We start from the raw sequence: 20,772 nt of genomic DNA on the forward strand, positions 1-20,772 counted from the left end.
CCGTGACCTTCGGAGTGTTCTTGATGAGGTGATAGACCTCGTCGGTCAGGTCGCAGCGGACGAGGACGTAGCCTGGGAAGAACTTGCGCTCGGCATCGACCTTCCGGCCGCGCCGCACCTCGACCACCTTCTCCATCGGAACGAGGACTTCCTCGAACTTGTCGGCCAGCCCGCGCTGCGCCGCCTGTTCCTTGATCGACTGCGCCACCTTGCCCTCGAAATTCGAGTAGGCGTGGACGATGTACCAGCGTTTCGCCATCGTTGTTCTCGTCAGCCCCCGATGCCGAGCACGAGGCCGACGGCCTTCTGCATGATAAAATCCGCCGTGACGAAAAAGATGCTCGCGGCCACCACCATGATGAAGACCATCGCGGTAGTGATCAGCGTCTCCTTGCGGGTCGGCCACGTGACCTTCTCGCCCTCCGCCCTGACCTGGGCCAGGAACTCGAGCGGGCTCGTGCGGGGCTTCTTCTTTGGAACCAGAGCGGGTGTTGTCGTCTGAAGTTTCGCCATGACCTTCGAACCACTCGGGCCAACCGAGACGGCGCGGCGACCAATCGGTCGTCCGCGCCCTCGAAACCCGATCTCGCAGGAGAGATGCCCCGCATTACCGCAAGTTCAAGGCGCTGTCGACAGGTGGTGACCGCTCCAGCCCTGGCCGGCCGAGCTATCCCGATGTCCAGGAATTCAGGTCAGGAGCGGCCGCTGGCAGGAGTGGAGGGACTCGAACCCACAACCCCCGGTTTTGGAGACCGGTGCTCTGACCAAATTGAGCTACACTCCTGCAGGACGCCGCCGGAGCGTCGTCGCGGGGCCGCTATAAACCGGGCAGCCGCTCGCCGCAACGCGGCGTCCCGCGACTGGGGGCCGGAGTTGTCACGCCCTCTCAGCGGCTCGCGCCACGCGCCGTCACGGGCCAGATGTCCTCCACCACGTCGCCGCGGACCGCCACGATCCAGTCGTGAAGGTTCACCGTCGGGTCGCAATGGCTGGGAACAAGACGCACCCTGTCTCCAAGGCCGAGCGGCGGAGCATCGAGGGAGAGCTCCAGCCGGGAATGCTCGTCCGACACTCCGGTCACCTCGATGTCGGGGCGCTCGAACACCGAGGGCCGGCCCTGCTCCGTGCTCATCACCTTTAGGCCCGCATTGGCGATCGCCCGATCTGCCGTCGCCGCGCTGACGATCTCGGCCAGGATGAAAAGACTGTGCCGGAATTCCGGCTGCACCGCTCCGCCCTCTCCTTCGAGAGAGGCGTATTCGCCGTCCATGAAGGCGTAGGAGCCGACCTGAAGCTCGGTCCACAGCTTAGCCGCGGTTTCGAGGCGGAAGGTCCCGGTGCCCGCGCCCGCGATCACGTCTGCCACCAATCCTTCTCGCGCGAGCCCCGCCTGGGTGGCGCGGACGGCCTCGGCGGCCCGCGAGACGGCCTCCTCGCGACCGGCATGCGTGCGAATGTGCTGCGCGCGTCCGTTATAGGCCTGCAGCCCCCGGAAGAGGAGGCCGGGAGCATCGGCCACGAGCCGGGCCAGGGCCGCCGCGGGCCCGCCCGGCGCAATTCCGCATCGGCCCATTCCGACCTCGATTTCGACCAGCACGTCGAGCACCGACCCGGCCGCGACCGCCGCCCGCGACGCTCGCTCGACGCCTTCCGCGGAATCGACCAGCAGGCCGACCTTCGCCCGGGTTGCGAGTTCGGCCAGGCGGGCGAGTTTCGAGGGGGCCAGGATCTCGTTCGTGCAGATCACGTCACTGATCCCGCCGGCGATCATCGCCTCGGCCTCGCCGACCGTCTGCACACATTGTCCGACGGCTCCGGCCGCGACCTGTCGCAGAGCCACCGCCGGACAGCGATGCGTCTTCGCGTGCGGCCTGACCGCGATTCCGGCCTCCGCCGCGAAAGCCGCCATGCGGGCGATGTTGAAGTCGAAGGCGTCGAGATCGACGATGAGAGCGGGGGTGTCGATCGCGGCGAGCGCATCGCCGATGGAGGCCGGGGCAGGTGTCATCCGGCACCTCTGCCATGGCGGCGGCCGACACGCCATCGGGTGCTCCTCGCGTTGACTTGCGGCGGCACGCATGTTGCCTTGCCGGCTCGGTGGCAGGAGCGGACGTATGACGCGGCGTGTGTTGGGTGCGGTGATCTCGGGCTGGGCGATGATCTGCGCCGGAGCGGCCGTCGCACAGGATGTGAAGGTCGCCATCGGCATCTCGGGCTGGACCGGATTCGCGCCGCTGACGCTCGCCAAGGAAACCGGCATCTTCCGGAAGAACGGCCTCGACGTGACGATCAAGAAGGTGCCGCAGGCGAGCCGCCATCTCGCGATCGCCTCCGGCGACATTCAATGCGCGGCGACGACGGTCGAAACCTGGGTGGTCTGGAACGCCGCCGGGATCGCCACGCGCCAGATCTTCCAGCTCGACAAGAGCTACGGCGCCGACGGCATGGCCGTGCGGGCGAATATCGGCTCGATCAAGGAGCTGAAGGGGAAGACGATCGCGGCGTCCCCGCCCGGCACCTCGCCCTATTTCGTGCTCGCCTGGATGCTGAACAAGAACGGGATGACGACGAAGGACGTGACCATCGTCAATCTCGAGCCCGGACCGGCGGCCCAAGCCTTCATCGCCGGGCAGAACGACGCCGCCATGACCTACGAGCCTTATCTCTCGGCCGTCCGGGCCAAGCCGGAGGCGGGCAAGATCGTCGCCACGACCCTCGATTACCCGATCGTGATGGACACCTTCGGCTGCACGCCGGCTTTCCTGGACGGCAATCCGAAAGCCGCGAAGGCGCTCGCGGACAGCTATTTCGACGCGCTCGCCCTGATCGGCAAGGATAAGGCGAAATCCTACGAGATCATGGGCGCCGACGTGAAGCAATCGGCTGAGGCGTTCGGCAACTCGGCCCAGTACCTGCGCTGGCAGGACAAGGCCGCGAACAGGACCTTCTTCGCGGGCGAGTTCATGACCTTCACCAAGGAAGCCGCGGACCTCCTGCTGCAGGCGGGGGTGATCAAGCAGATCCCGGATCTGACCAAGCTCGCGGACACACAGTTCATTCAGTAGCCACGTGCCGCCTCTCCCCGCCCGGCGGGGAGAGGTCGAGTCCGCGGTCTCGCGGACCGGGTGAGGGGTCAGGACACATGCCGGCACCCGGTATGTCTCCGCCGCCCTGATCCGGTCGCTCTGACGAACGACTCGACTTCTCCCCGCTTGCGGGGAGAAGAGAACCGACCATGCCGATGCGCCCTCTAGAACCCGTCTCGCCGACCGCCCGCACCGCGCTCGGCCTCGGCTTCTTCGTCCTCTTCGTCGCGCTCTGGTCTGCCGCCACGCTGGGCGGATACGTCTCGCCGACCTTCCTGGCCGACCCGATCACCATGCTGCAGGACGGCTGGGCGCTCCTGACGCGGTTTGGCTTCCTGCACGACGTCGGCATGACGGTGTGGCGCGTCCTCGGAGGCTTCGTCCTGGCCGCCCTGGTGGCCGTGCCGCTCGGCATCCTGATGGGTGCGTATAAGCCGGTGGAAGCTCTGCTCGAACCCTTCGTCTCCTTCGCCCGCTACCTGCCGGCCTCGGCCTTCATCCCACTCCTGATCCTCTGGGCGGGGATCGGCGAGTTGCAGAAACTTCTCGTCATCTTCATCGGCTCGGTGTTCCAGCTCGTCCTGATGGTTGCGGTCGCCGTCGGCTCGACACGGCGCGACCTCGTCGAGGCGGCCTATACGCTGGGCTCGACCGAACGCTCGGTCGTCCGCCGCGTGCTCCTGCCCGCGAACGCGCCGGACATCGCCGAAATCCTCCGCCTCGTCCTCGGCTGGGCCTGGACCTACGTCATCGTGGCCGAGCTGATCGGCTCCTCGTCGGGCATCGGCCACATGATCATCGAGTCGCAATCGCTCCTCGCGACGGGCCAGATAATCTTCGGCATCATCGTCATCGGGTTGATCGGGCTCGTTTCGGATTTCGCGTTCAAGGCCGCGAACCGTGCCCTATTCCCGTGGCGGCTCGCGTGACCCACAAGCTTCTGGTCGAGGGTGTCTCGCGGACCTTCCCTGGCGTGCGTGGCGGTGCGCCCGTGCTGGCCCTCACAACGACCGATATCGCGGTCGCCGAGAATGACTTCATCACCGTCCTCGGCCCGTCCGGATGCGGGAAATCCACCTTGCTCCGCATCGTGGCCGGGCTCGATCGACCGACCACGGGCCGCGTGCTGCTCGACGGCCGGCCGGTGACGGGTCCCGGGCCGGAACGCGGCATGGTCTTCCAGTCCTACACGCTGTTCCCGTGGCTGACGGTCGCCGAGAACATCGCCTACGGCCTCACCGAGCGCGGCGTCCCGGCTGCCGCCGCGCGCGAAACGGTTGCGCATTATGTCGACCGGATGGGACTTCGCGGCTTCGAGCGGCACTGGCCGAAGCAGCTCTCCGGCGGCATGCAGCAGCGCACCGCGATCGCCCGCGCGCTCGCCAACGACCCGGCCATCCTGCTTCTCGACGAGCCTTTCGGGGCCCTCGACAACCAGACCCGCGCACTCATGCAGGAATTGCTGCTCGGCATCTGGGAACGCGACCGGAAGACGGTGCTGTTCGTCACCCACGATATCGAGGAGGCGATCTTTCTCGCGTCGCGCGTGCTGGTGATGTCGGCGCGGCCGGGCCGCATCAAGGCGGAGCTGCCGGTCGAACTCGACCATCCCCGCAGCTACCGCGTGAAGACCACGCCCGCCTTCACGGAACTGAAGGCCCGTCTCACCGAGGAGATCCGGGCGGACGCGATGCTCGCCGCGGACGTCTGACGGGGGGCCCCGCCCCCCAGGGATCCTTAAGGGCGGGTTAACAGGCCCCCTCGGAATGTTGAGAATACGTTTACCAGCGACCTCTAAAGTTCCGGCATGTTGCTTTGGAGCATCGCTCGTGGAAGTCTTCCTCATCACCCTGGCCGGCGCCGGTCTTCTCGGATGCCTGTTCGCGACCTGCGGCTCGGACACGGCCGCACGAGGTCGTCGCACCAGCCGGCGCCTCAGGCGGCCCAAGACCCTGGCTCTCGGCCGCGAGTGACTTCGGCCCGCGACCGTTGATCCGGGCCGCCGGTCCCTCCATGGATCGGCCATGTCCAAGACGCTTTTCCTCGACGACGCCCTTCTTCCGGGCGGTTTCGCCCGGAATGTGAGGGTCGATCTCGACGACCGGGGCACGATCCTGGCCGTCGAACCGGACGCGCCCCGCGGTGACCAGGCCGCGGCGGCGGCTCTCCCCGGGATCGCGATCCCGGGATTGCCGAACCTGCATTCCCACGCCTTCCAGCGCGGCATGGCGGGTCTCGCGGAACGCCGTTCCCCGACCGGCGACAGCTTCTGGACCTGGCGCGAGGTCATGTACCGCTTCCTCGCCGCGCTCTCGCCCGACGATGTCGAGGCGATCGCGGCCTTCGCCTATGTCGAGATGCTGGAGCGCGGCTTCACCGGCGTCGGCGAGTTCCACTACCTCCATCATGACGTGGACGGCCGCCCCTATGCCGACCCGGCGGAACTCGCCGGCCGCATCGTTGCGGCGGCCGGGACGGCTGGAATCGGGCTGACCCTGCTTCCCTCCTTCTACGCCCGAGGCGGATTCGCGGCTCCGCCGGATGACAGCCAGCGCCGGTTCGCGACCGACCTCGAGGGCTTCGCCCGCCTTCTCGACGCCACCCGTGCCCATGCCGGCCGGCTTCCCGGCGCGAAGGTCGGGACCGCGCCCCATTCGCTCCGGGCCGTCCCATCGGCGTGGCTCGCGGCGGTCGCTTCGCTCGCACCCGAGGGGCCGATCCACATCCACGCCGCCGAGCAGCTCCGCGAGGTGGAGGAATGCCTCGCCGCGACGGGCCGGCGCCCGGTCGAGCTGCTCCTCGACAAGGCCGGCCTCGATCGCCGCTGGTGCCTGATCCACGCGACGCACATGAGCGCGTCCGAGACCGCGGGGCTCGCCGCCTCCGGCGCCGTCGCTGGCCTCTGCCCGATCACGGAAGCGTCGCTCGGCGACGGCATCTTCCCGGGTCCGGCCTATCTCGCGGCGGGCGGGCCGTTCGGGATCGGCACCGATTCCAACATCGACATCGACGCGGCCGGTGAGCTTCGCCAGCTCGAATATTCGCAGCGCCTCTGCCTTCGCGGCCGCAACCTCATGACCACCGAACCCACGGAGTCGACCGGGCAGCGTCTTCTGGCCGAGGCGCTGGCAGGCGGCGCGCAGGCTCTGGCTCAACCGATGGGCGCGATCGCTCCCGGCCGCCGCTGCGATCTCGTCCTGCTCGATGCCGACCACCCGGCTTTCGCCGGGGCCGGTCCGGAGACGTGGCTCGACGCCTGGATCTTCTCGGCCGGGCGCGAGGCAGTGTCGACCGTGGTGGCCGGCGGGCGCGTGGTGGTGAGCGAGGGCCGGCACGTCGCGCGGGAACCCGTCCTGCGCCGTTACCGGGACACGATGCGGCGGCTCGCCGGGAGAGCCTGACCCTCCACGCCGATCACCCCGGCGAAAGCCGGGGCCCAGCTCGGCCGGCTGGATCCCGGCTTTCGCCGGGATGAGCGGGGTCCAGACGTAGACCTGTCGGTCGCTTCCGTTAGAAGGACGGCAGCAGGAGCAGAGAGCCCATGGCCCAGGCATTCGCATCCACCGGCGACCTCGCCGAGAAGACGGTCTCCTTCGGCGAGATCGGTCCGGGCATCTACGCCTTCACCGCCCAGGGCGACCCGAATACCGGCATCGTGGTGGGCGACGACGGCTGCCTCGTGATGGACGCGCAGGCGACGCCCGCCATGGCCCGCCAGGTCATCGAGCGCGTGGCGGCCGTCACCGACAAGCCGATCAAATACGTGGTCCTCTCGCATTACCATGCCGTCCGGGTGCTCGGCGCCTCAGCCTTCACGGGGGCGAGCGTGATCGCCTCGGCCGAGACCTACCGGCTCATCGCGGGGCGCGGTCAGGAGGATTGGGATTCCGAATACGGGCGCTTCCCCCGGCTCTTCCGCGACGCCGAGAGCATCCCGGGCCTGACCTGGCCGAGCATGGCCTTTTCGGGCGCGCTCTCGCTCCATCTCGGCCGGCGGGAGGTGCAGCTGATGAGCCTCGGGGCCGGCCATACCTCGGGCGACATCGTCGCCTGGGTGCCGGATGCCGGTACCATGCTGACGGGCGACCTCGTCGAGTATCACTCGGCCTGCTATTGCGGCGACGCGAAGCTCCGGCAATGGCCGACGACGCTGAACCGCATTCTCGATTTTGACCCGAAATCCATCGTGCCAGGCCGGGGCGACGCGCTCCAGGGCGCCGCCACCGTCGCTGAGGCGGTGTCGCTGACGCGGGATTTCGTCACGACCCTCTACGGCACGGCGGAACTCTCCGTCGCGCGCGGCCGCAGCCTCAAGGAGACATTCGAGGCCTGCCGCGAGACGATGGACCCGAAATTCGCGTCCTACGCCATCTACGCCCATTGCCAGCCCTTCAACGTGTCCCGGGCCTTCGACGAGGCGTCCGGCATCGACGACCCGGTCGTCTGGACGGCCGAGCGCGACCGCGAGATGTGGGCCAGGCTGAACGGATGAGCTCGGCAGAGGACTTCCGCGCCGAGGTTGCCGTCGTCGGCCTCGGCGCGATGGGCAGCGCCGCGCTGTACCAGCTCGCGAAACGCGGCGTGAAGGCGATCGGCCTCGACCAGTTCGCGCCGCCGCATGCGCAGGGCTCGAGCCACGGCGATTCGCGGATCACGCGCCAGGCGGTCGGCGAAGGCCGGAACTACGTCCCGTTCGCGCTCGCCTCGCACCGGATCTGGCGCGAGCTCGAGGCCGAGACCGGGGAGACGCTCCTGGTCGCCTCCGGCTGCCTCGTGATGGGGCCGGGCTCCGGCGAGACCTCGCATCACGGCCATCGCGATTTCGTCGGCCGGACCGTCGACTCCGCACGCGCCTTCGACATTCCGCACGAGATTCTGCGCGGCGACGAGGTCGGCCGGCGCTTCCCGCATTTCACCGGTCTTCGCGGCGACGAGGTCGCCTATTACGAGCCGGGTGGCGGCTATGTGCGGCCGGAGCGATGCATCGCGGCGCAGCTCCGGCAGGCGCGAGAACTCGGCGCCGAGATCGTGACCGGCACCGAGATTCGGTCGATCACGCAGGATGGCGGCGGAATCCGCATCGAGGCGGGGAGCCGCGTGATCCGGGCCGAGCAGGTCATCTGCTGCGCCGGCGCCTGGACGGCCCATCTCCTCGGCGCGCCCTTCACCGACCTGCTCGGGGTCTCGCGGCAGGTGCTGCATTGGTTCGCGCTCGACCCCGCGGAGGCCGTGCCCGAGACCGGGCCCGTCTTCATCTGGATGCATGGCCGCGGCGACTCCGACTACCTGTACGGCTTCCCGCGCCTTCCGGGCGAGGCGAGCGTCAAGGTCGCGACCGAGCAATACGAGAAGGCGAGTTTGCCGAATGCCGTCGACCGAGCGGTCGCGCCGGCCGAGTCGGCGGAGATGTTTCGCCGGCACGTCAGAAGCCGGATCGCGGGGGCGACCGAGCGCGTCGAGCGCGCGCTCTCGTGCCTCTACACACTGACGCCCGATCGGGGCTTCATCATCGACCGTCACCCGGCGATGGACCGGGTCCTCGTCGTCTCCGCCTGTTCCGGCCACGGCTTCAAGCATTCCGCCGGCATCGGCGAGGCGGTCGCCTCCTTCGTCACGACGGGACGGAGCGATGTCGACCTCGCGCCCTTCGCGCTGGCCCGGTTCGCGTCAGGGGCCTCGTCCCGCGTGGCGTGACTTGTGCAGGGTGGCGTCTCTGTACGACACTTCGCGTAAATGCATGCGGATGGCAGGCCGGTCGTTCGGCGCTCGCTGTCGAGCGGCAAGGAGAGATGGCCATGTCTGTATTCCGGATCGCACTCGCGGCGGCGGGACTCGCGTTAGGCGCTGCGGCCGCCTCGGCCGAGGTGCTCGACACGATCAAGCAGCGCGGAACGCTGATCGTCGGCTCGAAGGCCGATTACAAGCCGTTCGGCTTCCGCGATCCCTCGGGCGCCATCGTCGGGATCGAGCCCGACCTCGCGGCCGACCTCGCCAAGCGCCTCGGCGTGAAGCTCGAGATCGTGCCCGTCGTCTCCGCGAACCGGATCGAGTTCCTGAACCAGGGCAAGATCGACGTCATCATCGCCACCCTGTCCGACACGGCGGAGCGCCGGAAGGTCGTGCAGGCGATCGACCCGCCCTATTACTCCGACTTCGTGAACGTGCTCCTGGCCAAGAAGGCCAACGTGAAAAGCTGGGAAGACCTGAAGGGCAAGCCCGTCTGCGCGACGAGCGGCGCCTGGTACAACCGCGACGTCGCCCGTAATTACGGCGTCGAGATCGTCGCCTTCGACGGGTCGGAGAAGCCGCTCTTCGCGCTGAAACAGGGCAATTGCCTGGGCTACCTTTACGACCAGACCTTCATCCAGGGCCGGCTCCTCGACGACGAGTGGAAGGGCGATTTCGCGATGCCGCTGAAGGGCATCATGGAAGCGCCCTGGATGATCGCGGTTGCGAAGAACAACCCGAAGCTCCAGGCCGAGATCGAAGCCGTTCAGAAGGAATGGTTCAAGGCCGGCACCGTCGTAGCGCTCGAGAAGAAGTGGGGCATCGAGCCCACGGAGTACTCGACCAAGATGTTCGAGAAGAGCAAGGGCGCGGCCACGAATTGAGGGTGGTCTGATCGGCTTGGTCCTGGGAGCGGTGATGACAGAGCCGAGCCGCCGGGACCCGTTCTCCTCCCCCTTTGGGGGAGGGGGACCAGGCGAAGCCTGGTGGAGGGGGCTCACCGTTCGAGGTCGTGGTATGCCCCCTCCACCACCCTTCGGGTGGTCCCCCGCCCCCAAGGGGGGCGGAGACGCAGGTGGCAGCGTCTCGAGCATCCGGACATCGCGCAGCTGCGATCCTTTCGCATGACCCTCGTCGCGGACTGGTTCCGGACGCTCTACGACACGACCGGGCTGAACTTCACCGTCTTCTACGATCCCTACGATCGCGAGCGCTACCTGCGTGGGCTCTGGACCACGATCTACCTCAGCGTCGTCTCCATCCTGATCAGCATCGTGATCGGCGCGCTCGGCGCCTGGCTGCAGGGGTCGCCGCTCGCCATCGTCCGCCGGAGCGTGAACGGCTTCGTCGTGCTGTTCCGCAACACGCCGCCGCTCGTCCAGATCTTCTTTTTCTATTTCGGGCTCGGCACCCTCCTGCCGGCGAGCTTCGACGCCTCCGGGCTGCGGCAGCCGATCCTGAACAACGTGCAATGGGCGATCATCTCGCTGTCGCTCTTCGCCGGTGCCTTCAATGTCGAGATCTTCCGGTCGGGCATCGAGGCCGTGCCCCGCACGACGCTGGAGGCGGCCGAGTCGCTCGGCTACACGCGGCTCAAGGCCTACCTGTTCATCGTGCTGCCGCTCGCGATCCGGGTCTGCCTGCCTTCGCTGAACAACAACCTCGTCAACCTGCTCAAGACGACGACTCTCGCCTACGCCATCGCCGTGCCCGAGACGCTCTACGTCATGAAGCAGATCTGGTCGGAATCGCAGAACGTCTCCGAGATGATGACGGTGCTGCTCGCGACCTATGTGGCGCTCGTCGGGATCCTCGTCTGGATCATGCACCGCTGGGAGCGCGCCCTCGCCATTCCGGGATATGGGCGGTGACGCGGCCTTCCCCGACGAACCTCCCCGTCCTTCTCCCGTTCCGGTCGGCCGCCGTCGAGCCGCCTCGCCTCGGGCCCCTGCACATCGTCCTCATCGTGGCCGCCCTGTCCGGCCTGGCGCTCGGCGCCGCGCAGGCTCAGGTCGCGACCGCAGCGCCGCTCTCGCCGCTCGCCGTCGTCATCAAATGGACGCCGCTCCTTCTCACCGGCTTCGCCTTCAACCTGCTGATCTCGTTCGCTGCGATGCTGATCGGCACGGTCGCCGGGTTCGGCCTCGGCCTCGCTCAGCTCGGCCGGACGGCGATCATCCGGAAGGTGGCCTGGGTGCTGACGCAGTTCTTCCGCAATGCGCCGTGGTTGGTGCTGCTCTTCTTCGCGATGTTCCTGATCCCGTTCCAGGTCCGGATCGGCGGCGTCACGATCCCGCTGCCAGACTGGCTGAAGGCCATCATCGGGTTCTCGCTGCCCGTGATGGCGAATGTCTCGGAGATCGTCCGCGGCGCCGTGCGGTCGGTTCCGACCACGCAATGGGAGTCGGCCGATTCACTCGCCTTCACGCCGCGCCAGACCATCTGGATGATCATCCTGCCGCAATGCATCAAACGGATGCTGCCGCCCTGGATGAACGTCTATTCCCTCGTCACCATGGCGACGGTGCAGGCCTCGATCGTCGGCGTGACCGAGATGCTGACGCTGACCGCCCAGGTCCATGCCGCCGAGGGCGGGCGGCCGGAGCTGTTCGCACCGCTCTACGGTTTCGCGCTCCTCTGCTTCTTCGTCTATTGCTACCCGATCGACCTCATGACCTCGCGCCTCGAACGCCGGTTCCAGGTGCGATGAGCGTCCTTCCCCTCCCGCCGTCGCCCTGGGACCCGGCCCAGCCGATCGTCGAACTCCGGGACGTGCACAAGTCCTTCGGCGCCCTGGAGGTGCTGAAGGGCATCAGCCTCTCGATGATGCAGGGCGAGGTGATCTGCATCATCGGCCCGTCCGGATCCGGCAAGTCGACCCTGATCCGCTGCATCAACGCGCTGGTGCCGATCAATGCGGGCTCGATCCGGGTCGAGGGCCAGGAGGTGAACGATCCGGATCTCGACAAGCTGACGCTGAGACGCAAGGTCGGGATGGTGTTCCAGCAATACAATCTGTTCCCGCACAAGACCGCGCTGCAGAACATCATGATGGCGCCGCTTCACGTATTGAAGCAGGACCGGCGCGAGGTCGAGGAACGGGCCCGGCACCTGATCCGCAAGGTGCGGCTCGAGGGCAAGGAAGACGCCTATCCGGGCGAACTCTCGGGCGGCCAGCAGCAGCGGGTCGCGATCGCCCGATCGCTATGCATGCGGCCGCAGGTGATGCTGTTCGACGAGGTCACGGCCGCGCTCGACCCGGAGACCGTGAAGGAGGTGCTGGTCACCATCCGCGAGCTCGCGGAGGAGGGCATGACCTGCATTCTCGTCACCCACGAGATGGGTTTCGCCCGCGAGATCGCCGGGCATATCTACTTCACCGACCGCGGCGTCATCGTGGAGCACGGCCCGCCGGCCGAGTTTTTCGCCTCCGCGAAGGACGAGCGCACCCGGCAATTCCTGTCCCAGATCCTGTAACCTCCGCCACCCCGGCGGAAGCAGGGGTCCAGGGCGCGCGACGGAACTCCGGCTTTCGCCGGGATGAGCGGGGGTGGCGTGGGTAGCGGAAGCGCCTATGGGGGCGGGCCGGCCTCGGCCGGTCGAAGGTCCACGAACCGCGTATCGGTCCCGAAAAGCCGCCCGATGCTGCGCGAGCTGCGGATGAAGGCTTCTCCTTGGGACGTGAGGCGGTACCCGCCCCCGACCCGCTCGACATTGCCGGATGCCACCTGCTCGGCGAGACGGCGCTCGATCTGGCGATACTCGCCGAGGTAACGCCGCTCGAAAGCGTCGCGCATCGTCTGCGCGGAGTAGCTCTCCGCCGGATGCGCGGCCATCTCGCCCAGCATGAAGACGCTGACCGAACGGTCGATCGTGACCGGCAGGAGAACGAAGAAGGACAGGTTGAAGGCGAGCGACAAGGCGCTTGCGCTCAGACCATCCTGCGCGAAGGGCCTCCGTCCGGCGAGCCTTCGGGCGAGCCAGGCCGCGCCGGCCCAGGTGATCGCAAAGGCGAGGGCGAGAAGCGCGATGCCCCGGTAGAACAGGATGTCGACCTGCGCGAGAAGGCCCGAGCGGACCAGGAGCGCGAACAGGCCAAAGCCCAGGGTGCCGGTGCCGAGATAGAAGGCGGTCCTCACGACCGCGCGAAGCACGCCCCCCCGCCCGCCGGGAACCCGCGCCCGGGATGCCGGGGGCTCAGAGATCGCCAACTCGGACCATCCGGACGAGAGGGTCTTCATACGCGGCCTTCGCATTCCAGAGCCACGAGGTCCGGTCCTGCCAGACGGGATCGGCCGCCGTCACGACCAGCATGTCGATCCCGGCCTTTCGGGCGCGCTCGCGGACCGAGGCTGCAGGCTCGGATACCAAGAAGACCGGTAACAGCGCGTCAATGCGCTCCCGTACGGCGTCGGGATGGGCGCCGAAAAGCTGGGCCTCCCGATCGGCGACGCCGACACGATGCCGGCTGTAGAGGCCGAAATCAAACACGCGTCCGGGCGCCGGGTTGTGCTGCAGGACGAAAGCGGCCGGCAGGCGCTCGTTCGCCCAACCATAGGCAACGCGGAGCGCCCGATCGATGTCGGGACGCGCGTTCATGAAGGCCGTGTCAGGAAATCCAGACCAGGGATAGGCCCGCTGCCAGACGAGCGTGTGGAGGGAGCCGGCATAGCCGACGAGTGCCAGGGCGACGATGAAGGCCGGCGCCCGGGCCCTGGGCTGTCCGGCCGCGCGGCGCTCCGAGATCCAGCGGGCCACGGCCGCGACGGTCCAGCAGAAGGCGGCGGCTTGGGCGAACAGCACCACGCGCCAGCCGAGGTCGTTCGCCAAGATGGTCGAGGCGAAGAACCCGCCGACCAGGAGGCTCGCGCCCGCGCTCGCGGCCAGCAGCCGAGCGACATCGTTTCCCTGAGCACCGGTCCGTCCGGCCATCCGCCAGTACAGGAGCGAACCGGAGGCGAAGACGCCGAAGCCGATATAATAGTTGAACGGGAGGACGACGAAGCGTGCCAGCGCCGAGGAGACCGGATCGAGGTGGAGACTCTCCAGCGGCCCGAACCGCCGAATGGAGAAGCCGACGCCGATCCGGGCATCCATCCGGTTCGCCGCGATATCGGCAAGGTGGGGCGCGGCGAGGATCAGGCTGACGACGCCGGCCGCCCCCAGGAGGAGCGCGGGCCGCCACCTCCGCTCGAGGCCGAGCCAGAGCATCCAGACGCCGGCCGTCGCCACGGCTCCGACCGAGACCCAGACCGAAAGGCCCGCACAGCTCGCGAAGGCGACACCCGCGAGGCTGAGGCGCCAGACATCCGGCTTCCCCTGCCCTTCCGCCTCGTCGGCGAGGACCAGGAAGCCGAACCAGGCCGCTAACAGGCCAGCCACATGATGCGGAACCCAGATCAGCGAGGTTAGCCACCAGCAGACTTGGTCGTTCCACCATTCGAGGATGGGCATCCAGACGCCCGTGGTCATGCCCGACCAGCCGACCGGCACGATATCGAGCCCGGCGGCCGGCAGGAGCGCGAGGCAGCATCGGCGGACCAGCAGGGGGTCGAGACCGCGCACGAAGCCGGAGCGGTCGAGCAGCCGGTCGAGCAGGGCGAAGAGCCCGAACCCGGTCCACACGACGAGGCCCCCGAACGCGGCCCGGGGATCGACCAGCGGTCGGCCTACGACATCGGCGAGCGCGGTCAGGGTGTAGAAGAAGTAGTAATAGCCGACCCTGCCCTCTCGGGCGAAGAAGGGATCGATCGGTGGGGCGCCGGTCTCGGCGAGCGCCCAGGTCGTCGCCGCATGCTTGACCAGGTCGATGATCAGGATCGGCTGTCTCAGGCCCCCGCCGGCATCGACATCGATCCAGACGACGACGACGATCAGGATCCAGAGCGCAGTCCAGCCCTCGCCCTTCCATCCCCAGCCCGGAAGGCAACGCTGCCGCACCACCTGCGCGGCTCCCACGAGGGCCAGCCCCGCCGTGACGGCGAGTGCGGCGGGACTGCCCGCGAAGCGGATCAGGGTCGCGCCGAGCCAAGGCAGAAGCGAGAAGCCCGTGAGGATCGCAACGCCCCACCGGCGCGTGACGGACAGGTCCCGAAACCCCAGCAGATTCAGGCTTGCGGCGATCGCGAAGCCGGGCAGCACGAGAAGCGGCACATAGAGCAGCGCCGCGATCAGGAGCCCCGATGCATCCACGACACTGAAATTCATGGATGAGGCCCGACACGCGTCGGGTCGTTCTTACGTCCGCAGCGTTACCGGCCGGTTGCCGGGTGGCCGCTCGCCCGCGCCTGCGAAGACAGCGACACCGCAAGTCACCGCGTGAACAGGGCATCGTCCATTGACGCGGAGAGGCCGACGAGGGCCATGGCCAGCGACTAACGTCTGAGAAGCTTGGCTAAAACCACCTCCATTCTCCTGTTGCCCCGCTCTGGGATACCACATACCATGGGGTAAGTGACGACCGCAGGCCACGTTGCCATGCAGTCGCAGGGAGGATAAATGTCGGTTTTTCGCCTGACAGGGTCAGCAGTCGCGCTCGCATTGGCTCTCGGCGCGGCGCCCGCGCATGCCGCCTGGCAACCCACGAAGACGGTCGAGCTCATCGTTCCCGCCGGCACGGGCGGCGGTGCCGACCAGATGGCTCGGGTGCTCCAGGGCATCGTACAGAAGCACAGCCTCATGCCCCAGGCCCTTGTTGTCATCAACAAGGCAGGTGGCGCGGGGGCGGAAGGCTTCCTGGACGCGAAGGGCTCGCCAAACAATCCTCACAAGATCATCATCACCCTGTCGAATCTGTTCACGACCCCGCTCGCCACGGGCGTACCGTTCAGCTGGGAGGACATGACCCCCGTCGCGATGCTCGCGCTGGACGAGTTCATCCTGTGGGTCAATGCAAGCTCACCCCACAAGACCGCGAAGGACTTCGTGGACGCCGTGAAGGCGGGCAGCCCCAACCAGTTCAAGATGGGTGGAACCGGCTCCAAGCAGGAAGATCAGATCATCACGGCCGCCATCGAGCAGGCGACCGGCGCCAAGTTCACCTATGTGCCGTACAAAGGCGGCGGAGACGTCGCTGCGCAGCTCGTCGGTGGCCATGTGACGGCGTCCGTCAACAACCCGATCGAGGCCGTCGCGCAATGGCGAGCCGGTGAATTGCGGCCGCTCTGCGTCTTCGATTCGAAGCGCATTCCTCCGTCGCCGCCACTCGGCGAGGGCAAGTCGTGGAGCGACGTGCCCACCTGCAAGGAATCGGGGCTCGATATCGAATATCTGATGCTCCGCGGCATCTTCATGCCGCCCAAGGCGACCCCGGATCAGATCGCCTATTACGTCGAGCTCTTCAGGAAGGTCCGCGAAACGCCGGAGTGGAAGGACTTCATGGAGAAGGGCGCCTTCAACACGACCTTCCTGGCAGGCGACGAATACAAGACATGGCTGCAGAAGGCGGCAACCGAGCACAAGACCCTGATGGAGAAGGCTGGGTTCCTGGCCAAGAAGTAGACGGTCCTGACTCGCGTCCATTCGGCAAGGTCTTTCAGCATGAACGCGTCAGCGGACCGATCAGAAACCACGCTCTCCATGCGGACGATGGAGATCGTCGTCGCCGGGCTCTTGTCGGCGCTCGCCCTCCTCGTGATGTACGAGAATTGGCGAATAGGGGCGGGTTGGGGAGAGGATGGCCCCGGGGCGGGGTATTTCCCGTTCTACATCGGCACGATTTTGTTGATTGCGAGCCTGGGCACCATCGTCCGGACATTGCTGTCTCGAGAACCGGATCGCTCGACCTTCGTCGATCGCTCTCAACTGAAGCTCGTGCTTCAGGTCTTCATACCCACGATCATCTACTGCATCTGCATCTACTTTACCGGTATCTATGTTGCTTCAGCCTTGTTCATCACCTTCTTCATGAGCCGACTCGGCAAATACCCTATCGCCAAGGTCGTCCCGGTCGCCGTTCTTGTTCCGATCGCGATGTTCTTCATGTTCGAGGTCTGGTTCAAGGTGCCGCTGCCGAAGGGTCCGCTCGAGGCCGCCCTCGGCTACTGATCGACGATCACGCGTAAACACTTGCGGACGTTGAGGTCGCCCTAGACGTGGGCGACCAACGGGGAGGTTCAGTTGGAAGCGCTTACGTCACTGATCCACGGGTTCGGCGTGCTGTCCGACCCGATGAACATCCTCTACATGTTCGTCGGCATCGGCCTCGGCGTCCTGATCGGCGTGCTGCCGGGACTTGGTGGCGCGAACGGCGTCGCGATCCTGCTGCCGCTCACGTTCAGCATGTCTCCGACCTCCGCGATCATCATGCTGTCCTCGATCTATTGGGGAGCCCTGTTCGGGGGCGCCATCACCTCGATCCTGTTCAACATACCCGGGGAACCCTGGTCGGTCGCAACGACGTTCGACGGCTATCCCATGGCCCAGCAGGGACGGGCGGGCGAGGCGCTCACGGCTGCCTTCACGGGCTCCTTCATCGGCGCGTTCGTTGCCGTTCTCGTCCTGACCTTCCTGGCTCCCCTCATCGCTCGCTTCGCGCTGAGGTTCGGGCCCGCCGAATTCTTCGCTGTCTATCTGCTCACATTCTGCAGTTTCGTCGGGATGGGGAAGGAACCCGCCTTCAAGGTCCTGGCCGCCATGACGCTTGGCTTCGCGCTGGCCGCCGTCGGCATCGACACCGTCACCGGGCAGCTCCGGATGACTTTCGGCTCGGTCGAGCTTCTGCGGGGGTTCGACTTCCTGGTCGCCGTGATCGGCCTGTTCGGCGTCGGCGAGATCCTGCTCACCATGGAAGAGGGTCTCGCCTTCAAGGGCACGCGGGCTAAGATCGATCCCCGGGTGGTGCTCGAAACCTGGAAGCAGCTTCCGCGGCTCTGGCTGACGATGATCCGGAGCTCCGCGGTCGGATGCTGGATGGGCATCACGCCTGGTGGCGCGACGCCGGCCTCATTCATGAGCTACGGGCTCGCAAAGCGCTTCTCCAAGGACGGCGCGAAGTTCGGCACGGGGCATATCGAAGGCGTAGTGGCGCCGGAAACGGGCGCGCATGCCGCGGGCACGCGCGGATTGCTGCCGATGCTGCCCCTCGGCATTCCCGGCTCACCGACCGCGGCCGGCCTCCTCGGCGGCCTGCTGATCTGGGGCCTGCAGCCCGGGCCGCTGCTCTTCGTGGAGCAGAAGGACTTCGTCTGGGGCCTGATCGCGTCGATCTACGTCAGCAACGTGGCCGGGCTGATCGTCGTCCTGACAACGGTGCCCCTCTTCGCCGCCATCCTGAGGATACCGTTCAGCATCATAGCCCCGATCATTCTCGTGATCTGTGCGGTCGGAGCCTACACGGTCCATAATGCCTACGGCGACATCCTCCTGATGCTGATCTTCGGCGTCATCGGCTACGTGTTCAAGAAGCTGTCCTACCCGCTCGCGCCGCTGGTCCTCGCGCTCGTGTTGGGCGATATGGCCGAGAGCTCGTTCCGGCAGGCCATGCTGCTGTCCCAGGGGAGCCTGTCGATCTTCTGGTCCAACCCGCTCGTCGGCTCGATCGTCGCCCTCGCGCTCGTCATGCTGATCTGGCCCGTCATCTCTGCGTTGAAGGGCCGGATGGCGCCGCAGGGCGCCCTGCCGGCGGCCTGATCGCATTGCGATCCGGATCGCCCTGCGAGCGCGTCAAGAGCGCGGACGGGCGATGCCCCCTCTCGTTGGCGCGGGGTCGGTGAAGGGGTGCAACGACGCTGCGAATATCCCCACCGTCATCCCCGCGACTCTTGAAGCGGCGCGGGAGGGTTAGGGGCGTAGGGAGCTGGGTCCAGGCCAGCCCCTTCTCCGCGGCGCTCACGCGGAAGATGGCCTGGGATGTTCCGCACCGCCGTACAAGGCACGACCAAGCCTGAGCAAAGTACGCGGGGCAGTGCCGCAGCTCCGGGCCGCTCGGCGTGGATTGGCCGCGCCTCCACGGCCCCGGCCCCGACCAATTCTGGCAGGGGCCTGGTGCCGGTGCGGCGGTGCGCCTGTTCGGCCGCCGAGCCCGTGAGCCCGCTACTCTGCAGCGATCCTCTGCGGGGCGTCACCGAGCGCGCCGGAAGCCTGGATCTCGTCGACCTTGGCGTCGTTGAATCCCAAGACGTCGCGCAGGATCTCCTGCGTGTGCTCGCCGAGCAGCGGCGACCGGACCACCTCGGTCGGGGAATCGGACAGCTTGATCGGGTTTCCGACCGTGATGTACTCGCCGCGGGTGGGATGCGGGACCCGCACCAGCGTGCCGGTCGCGTAGAGCGACTCGTCCTCGGCGATTTCCTTCATCGACAGAATCGGCCCGCAGGGGATGTCGTATTCGTTCAGGATCTGCATCGCCTCGAACTTGGTCTTCGCCATCGTCCAGCTTTCGATGCGGCCGAAGATCTCGTTCAGGCGGGGCAACCGGGCGGCCGGCTTCGCGTAATCCGGATCGGTCTTCCAGCCGGGCTCGCCGATGACGTCGCAGATCTTCTCCCAGACCGGCGCCTGCGTGATGAAGTAGATGTAGGCGTTGCCGTCCTGCTCCCAGCCCTTGCATTTCAGGATGCGGCCCGGCTGGCCGCCGCCGGAATCGTTCGCCGCGCGCGGAACTGCGTCGCCGAATTCGATGCCTTCACCGAACTGGCTGTATTCCTTCAAAGGTCCATGGGCGAGCCGCTGTTGGTCTCGGAGCTTCACGCGGCAGAGGTTCAGCACGCCGTCCTGCATCGCGGCATCGACCTTCTGGCCCCGGCCCGTCGTCTCGCGCTGGAAGAGCGCGGCCACGATGCCGAGGGCGAGATGGAGGCCGGTCCCGGAATCCCCGATCTGGGCGCCGGTCACGAGCGGGATGCCGTCCCGGAAGCCGGTCGTGGAGGCCGCCCCACCGGCGCATTGCGCGACATTCTCGTAGACCTTGCAATCCGCATAGGGCCCGGGGCCGAAGCCCTTCACGGAGGCCACGATCATGCGAGGATTCAGCGACTGCACATGCGCCCAGGTCAGCCCCATCCGGTCGAGCGCGCCGGGCGCGAAATTCTCGACCAGGACGTCGCATTGCTTGATGAGGGCCTCAAGGACTTCCTTGCCCTTCGGGTTCTTGGAATCGATCGTGATGGAGCGCTTGTTCGAGTTCAGCATCGTGAAATAGAGGCTGTCGGCCCCCTTCACGTCCTGAAGCTGGCCGCGGGTGATGTCGCCCACTCCCGGCCGCTCGACCTTGATCACGTCCGCCCCGAACCACGCGAGGAGCTGCGTGCAGGTCGGGCCGGATTGCACATGGGTGAAATCGAGGATGCGGACCCCGTCCAGTGCCTTGCTCATCGTCGTTCCTCTCGAGTTTTGATGGAATGCCGTCGGACGAGTTCGTCCGTCAGGCCACGCCGGGAGCCCGGACTTCCGAGCCTTCCGGCTTCGGCTTCCGCTTCACCGCGCTCTGGGGGTTGAGATTGCCGATCCGGCCGCTTTCGCTGCCGGCGGCGGGGTCGATCACCGCGTTGATCAGGGTCGGCTTGCCGGAATCCATCGCCTCGTTGACGGCGCGTTTGAGCTCGTCCGGAGAGGTGGCGTTCACGCCGGTGCCGCCGAAGGCCTCGATCATCTTGTCGTAGCGCGCGCCCTTGACGAACACGGTCGTCGCGGGATCGGAGCCCGCCGCATTGACGTCGGTGCCGCGATAGATGCCGTCGTTGTTGAACACGACGATGCAGATCGGCAGCCCGTACCGGCAGATCGTCTCCACCTCCATCCCGGAGAAGCCGAAGGCCGAGTCGCCCTCGACGGCGAGAACCGGATGTCCGGTCTCGATCGCGGCCGCGATCGAATAGCCCATGCCGATGCCCATGATGCCCCAGGTGCCGACATCGATGCGCTTGCGCGGCCGGTACATGTCGATGATGCCGCGCGCGAGGTCGAGCGTGTTGGCGCCCTCGTTGACCAGGATCGCGTCCGGACGCTCCTTGATGATCGT

Annotated in this window: 21 protein-coding genes and 1 tRNA gene; 14 read left to right on the forward strand and 8 right to left on the reverse strand. The window is 67.1% G+C overall.

Features of this window, described 5'->3' with window-relative positions; genetic code table 11:
• From ACFE87_RS22680 to ACFE87_RS22695, 4 genes are all read right to left on the reverse strand, one after another.
• A partial coding sequence (locus ACFE87_RS22680) for a transcription termination/antitermination NusG family protein (RefSeq protein ID WP_375461932.1) occupies positions 1-259 on the reverse strand: 259 nt, incomplete at its 3' end.
• 11 nt (positions 260-270) lie between these two features.
• Complete coding sequence (gene secE / locus ACFE87_RS22685) at positions 271-513, reverse strand: preprotein translocase subunit SecE (RefSeq protein ID WP_375461933.1); 243 nt, start codon at positions 511-513, stop codon at positions 271-273.
• Between the two features lie 193 nt (positions 514-706).
• Positions 707-784: transfer RNA gene (locus ACFE87_RS22690), tRNA-Trp, on the reverse strand.
• A gap of 102 nt (positions 785-886) precedes the next feature.
• On the reverse strand, positions 887-2,008 hold the full coding sequence (locus ACFE87_RS22695) for a DSD1 family PLP-dependent enzyme (RefSeq protein WP_375461934.1): 1,122 nt from the start codon (positions 2,006-2,008) through the stop codon (positions 887-889).
• A 148-nt stretch (positions 2,009-2,156) separates the two neighbouring features.
• Between ACFE87_RS22695 and ACFE87_RS22700 the strand changes: the two genes are divergently transcribed.
• From ACFE87_RS22700 to ACFE87_RS22750, 11 genes are all read left to right on the forward strand, one after another.
• Positions 2,157-3,065 (forward strand): ABC transporter substrate-binding protein, encoded by a 909-nt coding sequence (locus ACFE87_RS22700; RefSeq protein ID WP_375461951.1) that lies wholly within the window; start codon positions 2,157-2,159, stop codon positions 3,063-3,065.
• A gap of 176 nt (positions 3,066-3,241) precedes the next feature.
• A complete protein-coding gene (locus ACFE87_RS22705; protein WP_375461952.1) occupies positions 3,242-4,015 on the forward strand; it encodes an ABC transporter permease in 774 nt (257 codons plus the stop codon).
• Complete coding sequence (locus tag ACFE87_RS22710; RefSeq protein ID WP_375461935.1) at positions 4,012-4,797, forward strand: ABC transporter ATP-binding protein; 786 nt, start codon at positions 4,012-4,014, stop codon at positions 4,795-4,797. Before ACFE87_RS22705 ends, ACFE87_RS22710 begins: the two co-directional genes overlap by 4 nt.
• A 118-nt stretch (positions 4,798-4,915) precedes the next feature.
• Complete coding sequence (locus ACFE87_RS22715; RefSeq protein WP_375461936.1) at positions 4,916-5,059, forward strand: hypothetical protein; 144 nt, start codon at positions 4,916-4,918, stop codon at positions 5,057-5,059.
• A gap of 51 nt (positions 5,060-5,110) precedes the next feature.
• Positions 5,111-6,487, forward strand: coding sequence for a formimidoylglutamate deiminase (locus tag ACFE87_RS22720; protein ID WP_375461937.1), 1,377 nt, complete (start codon positions 5,111-5,113; stop codon positions 6,485-6,487).
• 140 nt (positions 6,488-6,627) lie between these two features.
• Positions 6,628-7,578 (forward strand): MBL fold metallo-hydrolase, encoded by a 951-nt coding sequence (locus ACFE87_RS22725; RefSeq protein WP_375461938.1) that lies wholly within the window; start codon positions 6,628-6,630, stop codon positions 7,576-7,578.
• Positions 7,575-8,780: an N-methyl-L-tryptophan oxidase gene (gene solA, locus ACFE87_RS22730; RefSeq protein WP_375461939.1), complete on the forward strand. Its 1,206-nt coding sequence runs from the start codon at positions 7,575-7,577 to the stop codon at positions 8,778-8,780. Before ACFE87_RS22725 ends, solA begins: the two co-directional genes overlap by 4 nt.
• 95 nt (positions 8,781-8,875) lie before the next feature.
• Positions 8,876-9,697, forward strand: coding sequence for a transporter substrate-binding domain-containing protein (locus tag ACFE87_RS22735; RefSeq protein ID WP_375461940.1), 822 nt, complete (start codon positions 8,876-8,878; stop codon positions 9,695-9,697).
• 240 nt (positions 9,698-9,937) lie between these two features.
• A complete protein-coding gene (locus tag ACFE87_RS22740) occupies positions 9,938-10,684 on the forward strand; it encodes an amino acid ABC transporter permease (RefSeq protein WP_375461941.1) in 747 nt (248 codons plus the stop codon).
• Positions 10,681-11,523: an amino acid ABC transporter permease gene (locus ACFE87_RS22745; protein ID WP_375461942.1), complete on the forward strand. Its 843-nt coding sequence runs from the start codon at positions 10,681-10,683 to the stop codon at positions 11,521-11,523. The genes ACFE87_RS22740 and ACFE87_RS22745 overlap by 4 nt, the downstream gene beginning before the upstream one ends.
• The gene (locus ACFE87_RS22750; protein ID WP_375461943.1) at positions 11,520-12,290 is read left to right on the forward strand and encodes an amino acid ABC transporter ATP-binding protein; all 771 of its coding nucleotides are present in this window, start codon (positions 11,520-11,522) and stop codon (positions 12,288-12,290) included. The genes ACFE87_RS22745 and ACFE87_RS22750 overlap by 4 nt, the downstream gene beginning before the upstream one ends.
• 95 nt (positions 12,291-12,385) lie before the next feature.
• On the opposite strand, the gene ACFE87_RS22755 is transcribed toward ACFE87_RS22750, so the two are convergent.
• On the reverse strand, positions 12,386-12,967 hold the full coding sequence (locus tag ACFE87_RS22755) for a hypothetical protein (RefSeq protein ID WP_375461944.1): 582 nt from the start codon (positions 12,965-12,967) through the stop codon (positions 12,386-12,388).
• Between the two features lie 43 nt (positions 12,968-13,010).
• Positions 13,011-15,020, reverse strand: coding sequence for a hypothetical protein (locus ACFE87_RS22760; RefSeq protein ID WP_375461945.1), 2,010 nt, complete (start codon positions 15,018-15,020; stop codon positions 13,011-13,013).
• Positions 15,021-15,311: 291 nt separating this feature from the next.
• Between ACFE87_RS22760 and ACFE87_RS22765 the strand changes: the two genes are divergently transcribed.
• From ACFE87_RS22765 to ACFE87_RS22775, 3 genes are all read left to right on the forward strand, one after another.
• Positions 15,312-16,313 carry a Bug family tripartite tricarboxylate transporter substrate binding protein gene (locus tag ACFE87_RS22765; RefSeq protein WP_375461946.1) on the forward strand — a complete coding sequence of 334 codons (1,002 nt, stop codon included), beginning with the start codon at positions 15,312-15,314 and terminating at the stop codon, positions 16,311-16,313.
• 39 nt (positions 16,314-16,352) lie between these two features.
• A complete protein-coding gene (locus ACFE87_RS22770) occupies positions 16,353-16,859 on the forward strand; it encodes a tripartite tricarboxylate transporter TctB family protein (RefSeq protein ID WP_375461947.1) in 507 nt (168 codons plus the stop codon).
• A gap of 72 nt (positions 16,860-16,931) precedes the next feature.
• On the forward strand, positions 16,932-18,443 hold the full coding sequence (locus ACFE87_RS22775; protein ID WP_375461948.1) for a tripartite tricarboxylate transporter permease: 1,512 nt from the start codon (positions 16,932-16,934) through the stop codon (positions 18,441-18,443).
• A gap of 402 nt (positions 18,444-18,845) precedes the next feature.
• Here the strand turns inward: ACFE87_RS22775 and frc are convergent, their stop codons facing one another.
• The gene (gene frc / locus ACFE87_RS22780) at positions 18,846-20,126 is read right to left on the reverse strand and encodes a formyl-CoA transferase (RefSeq protein ID WP_375461949.1); all 1,281 of its coding nucleotides are present in this window, start codon (positions 20,124-20,126) and stop codon (positions 18,846-18,848) included.
• Between the two features lie 49 nt (positions 20,127-20,175).
• Positions 20,176-20,772, reverse strand: a 597-nt coding sequence (locus tag ACFE87_RS22785; protein ID WP_375461950.1) for a thiamine pyrophosphate-dependent enzyme, incomplete at its 5' end; no start/stop codon positions are given.

Origin of the sequence: uncultured Enterovirga sp. (assembly GCF_964242715.1) — a bacterium.
Classification (GTDB): Bacteria; Pseudomonadota; Alphaproteobacteria; order Rhizobiales; family Beijerinckiaceae; genus Enterovirga.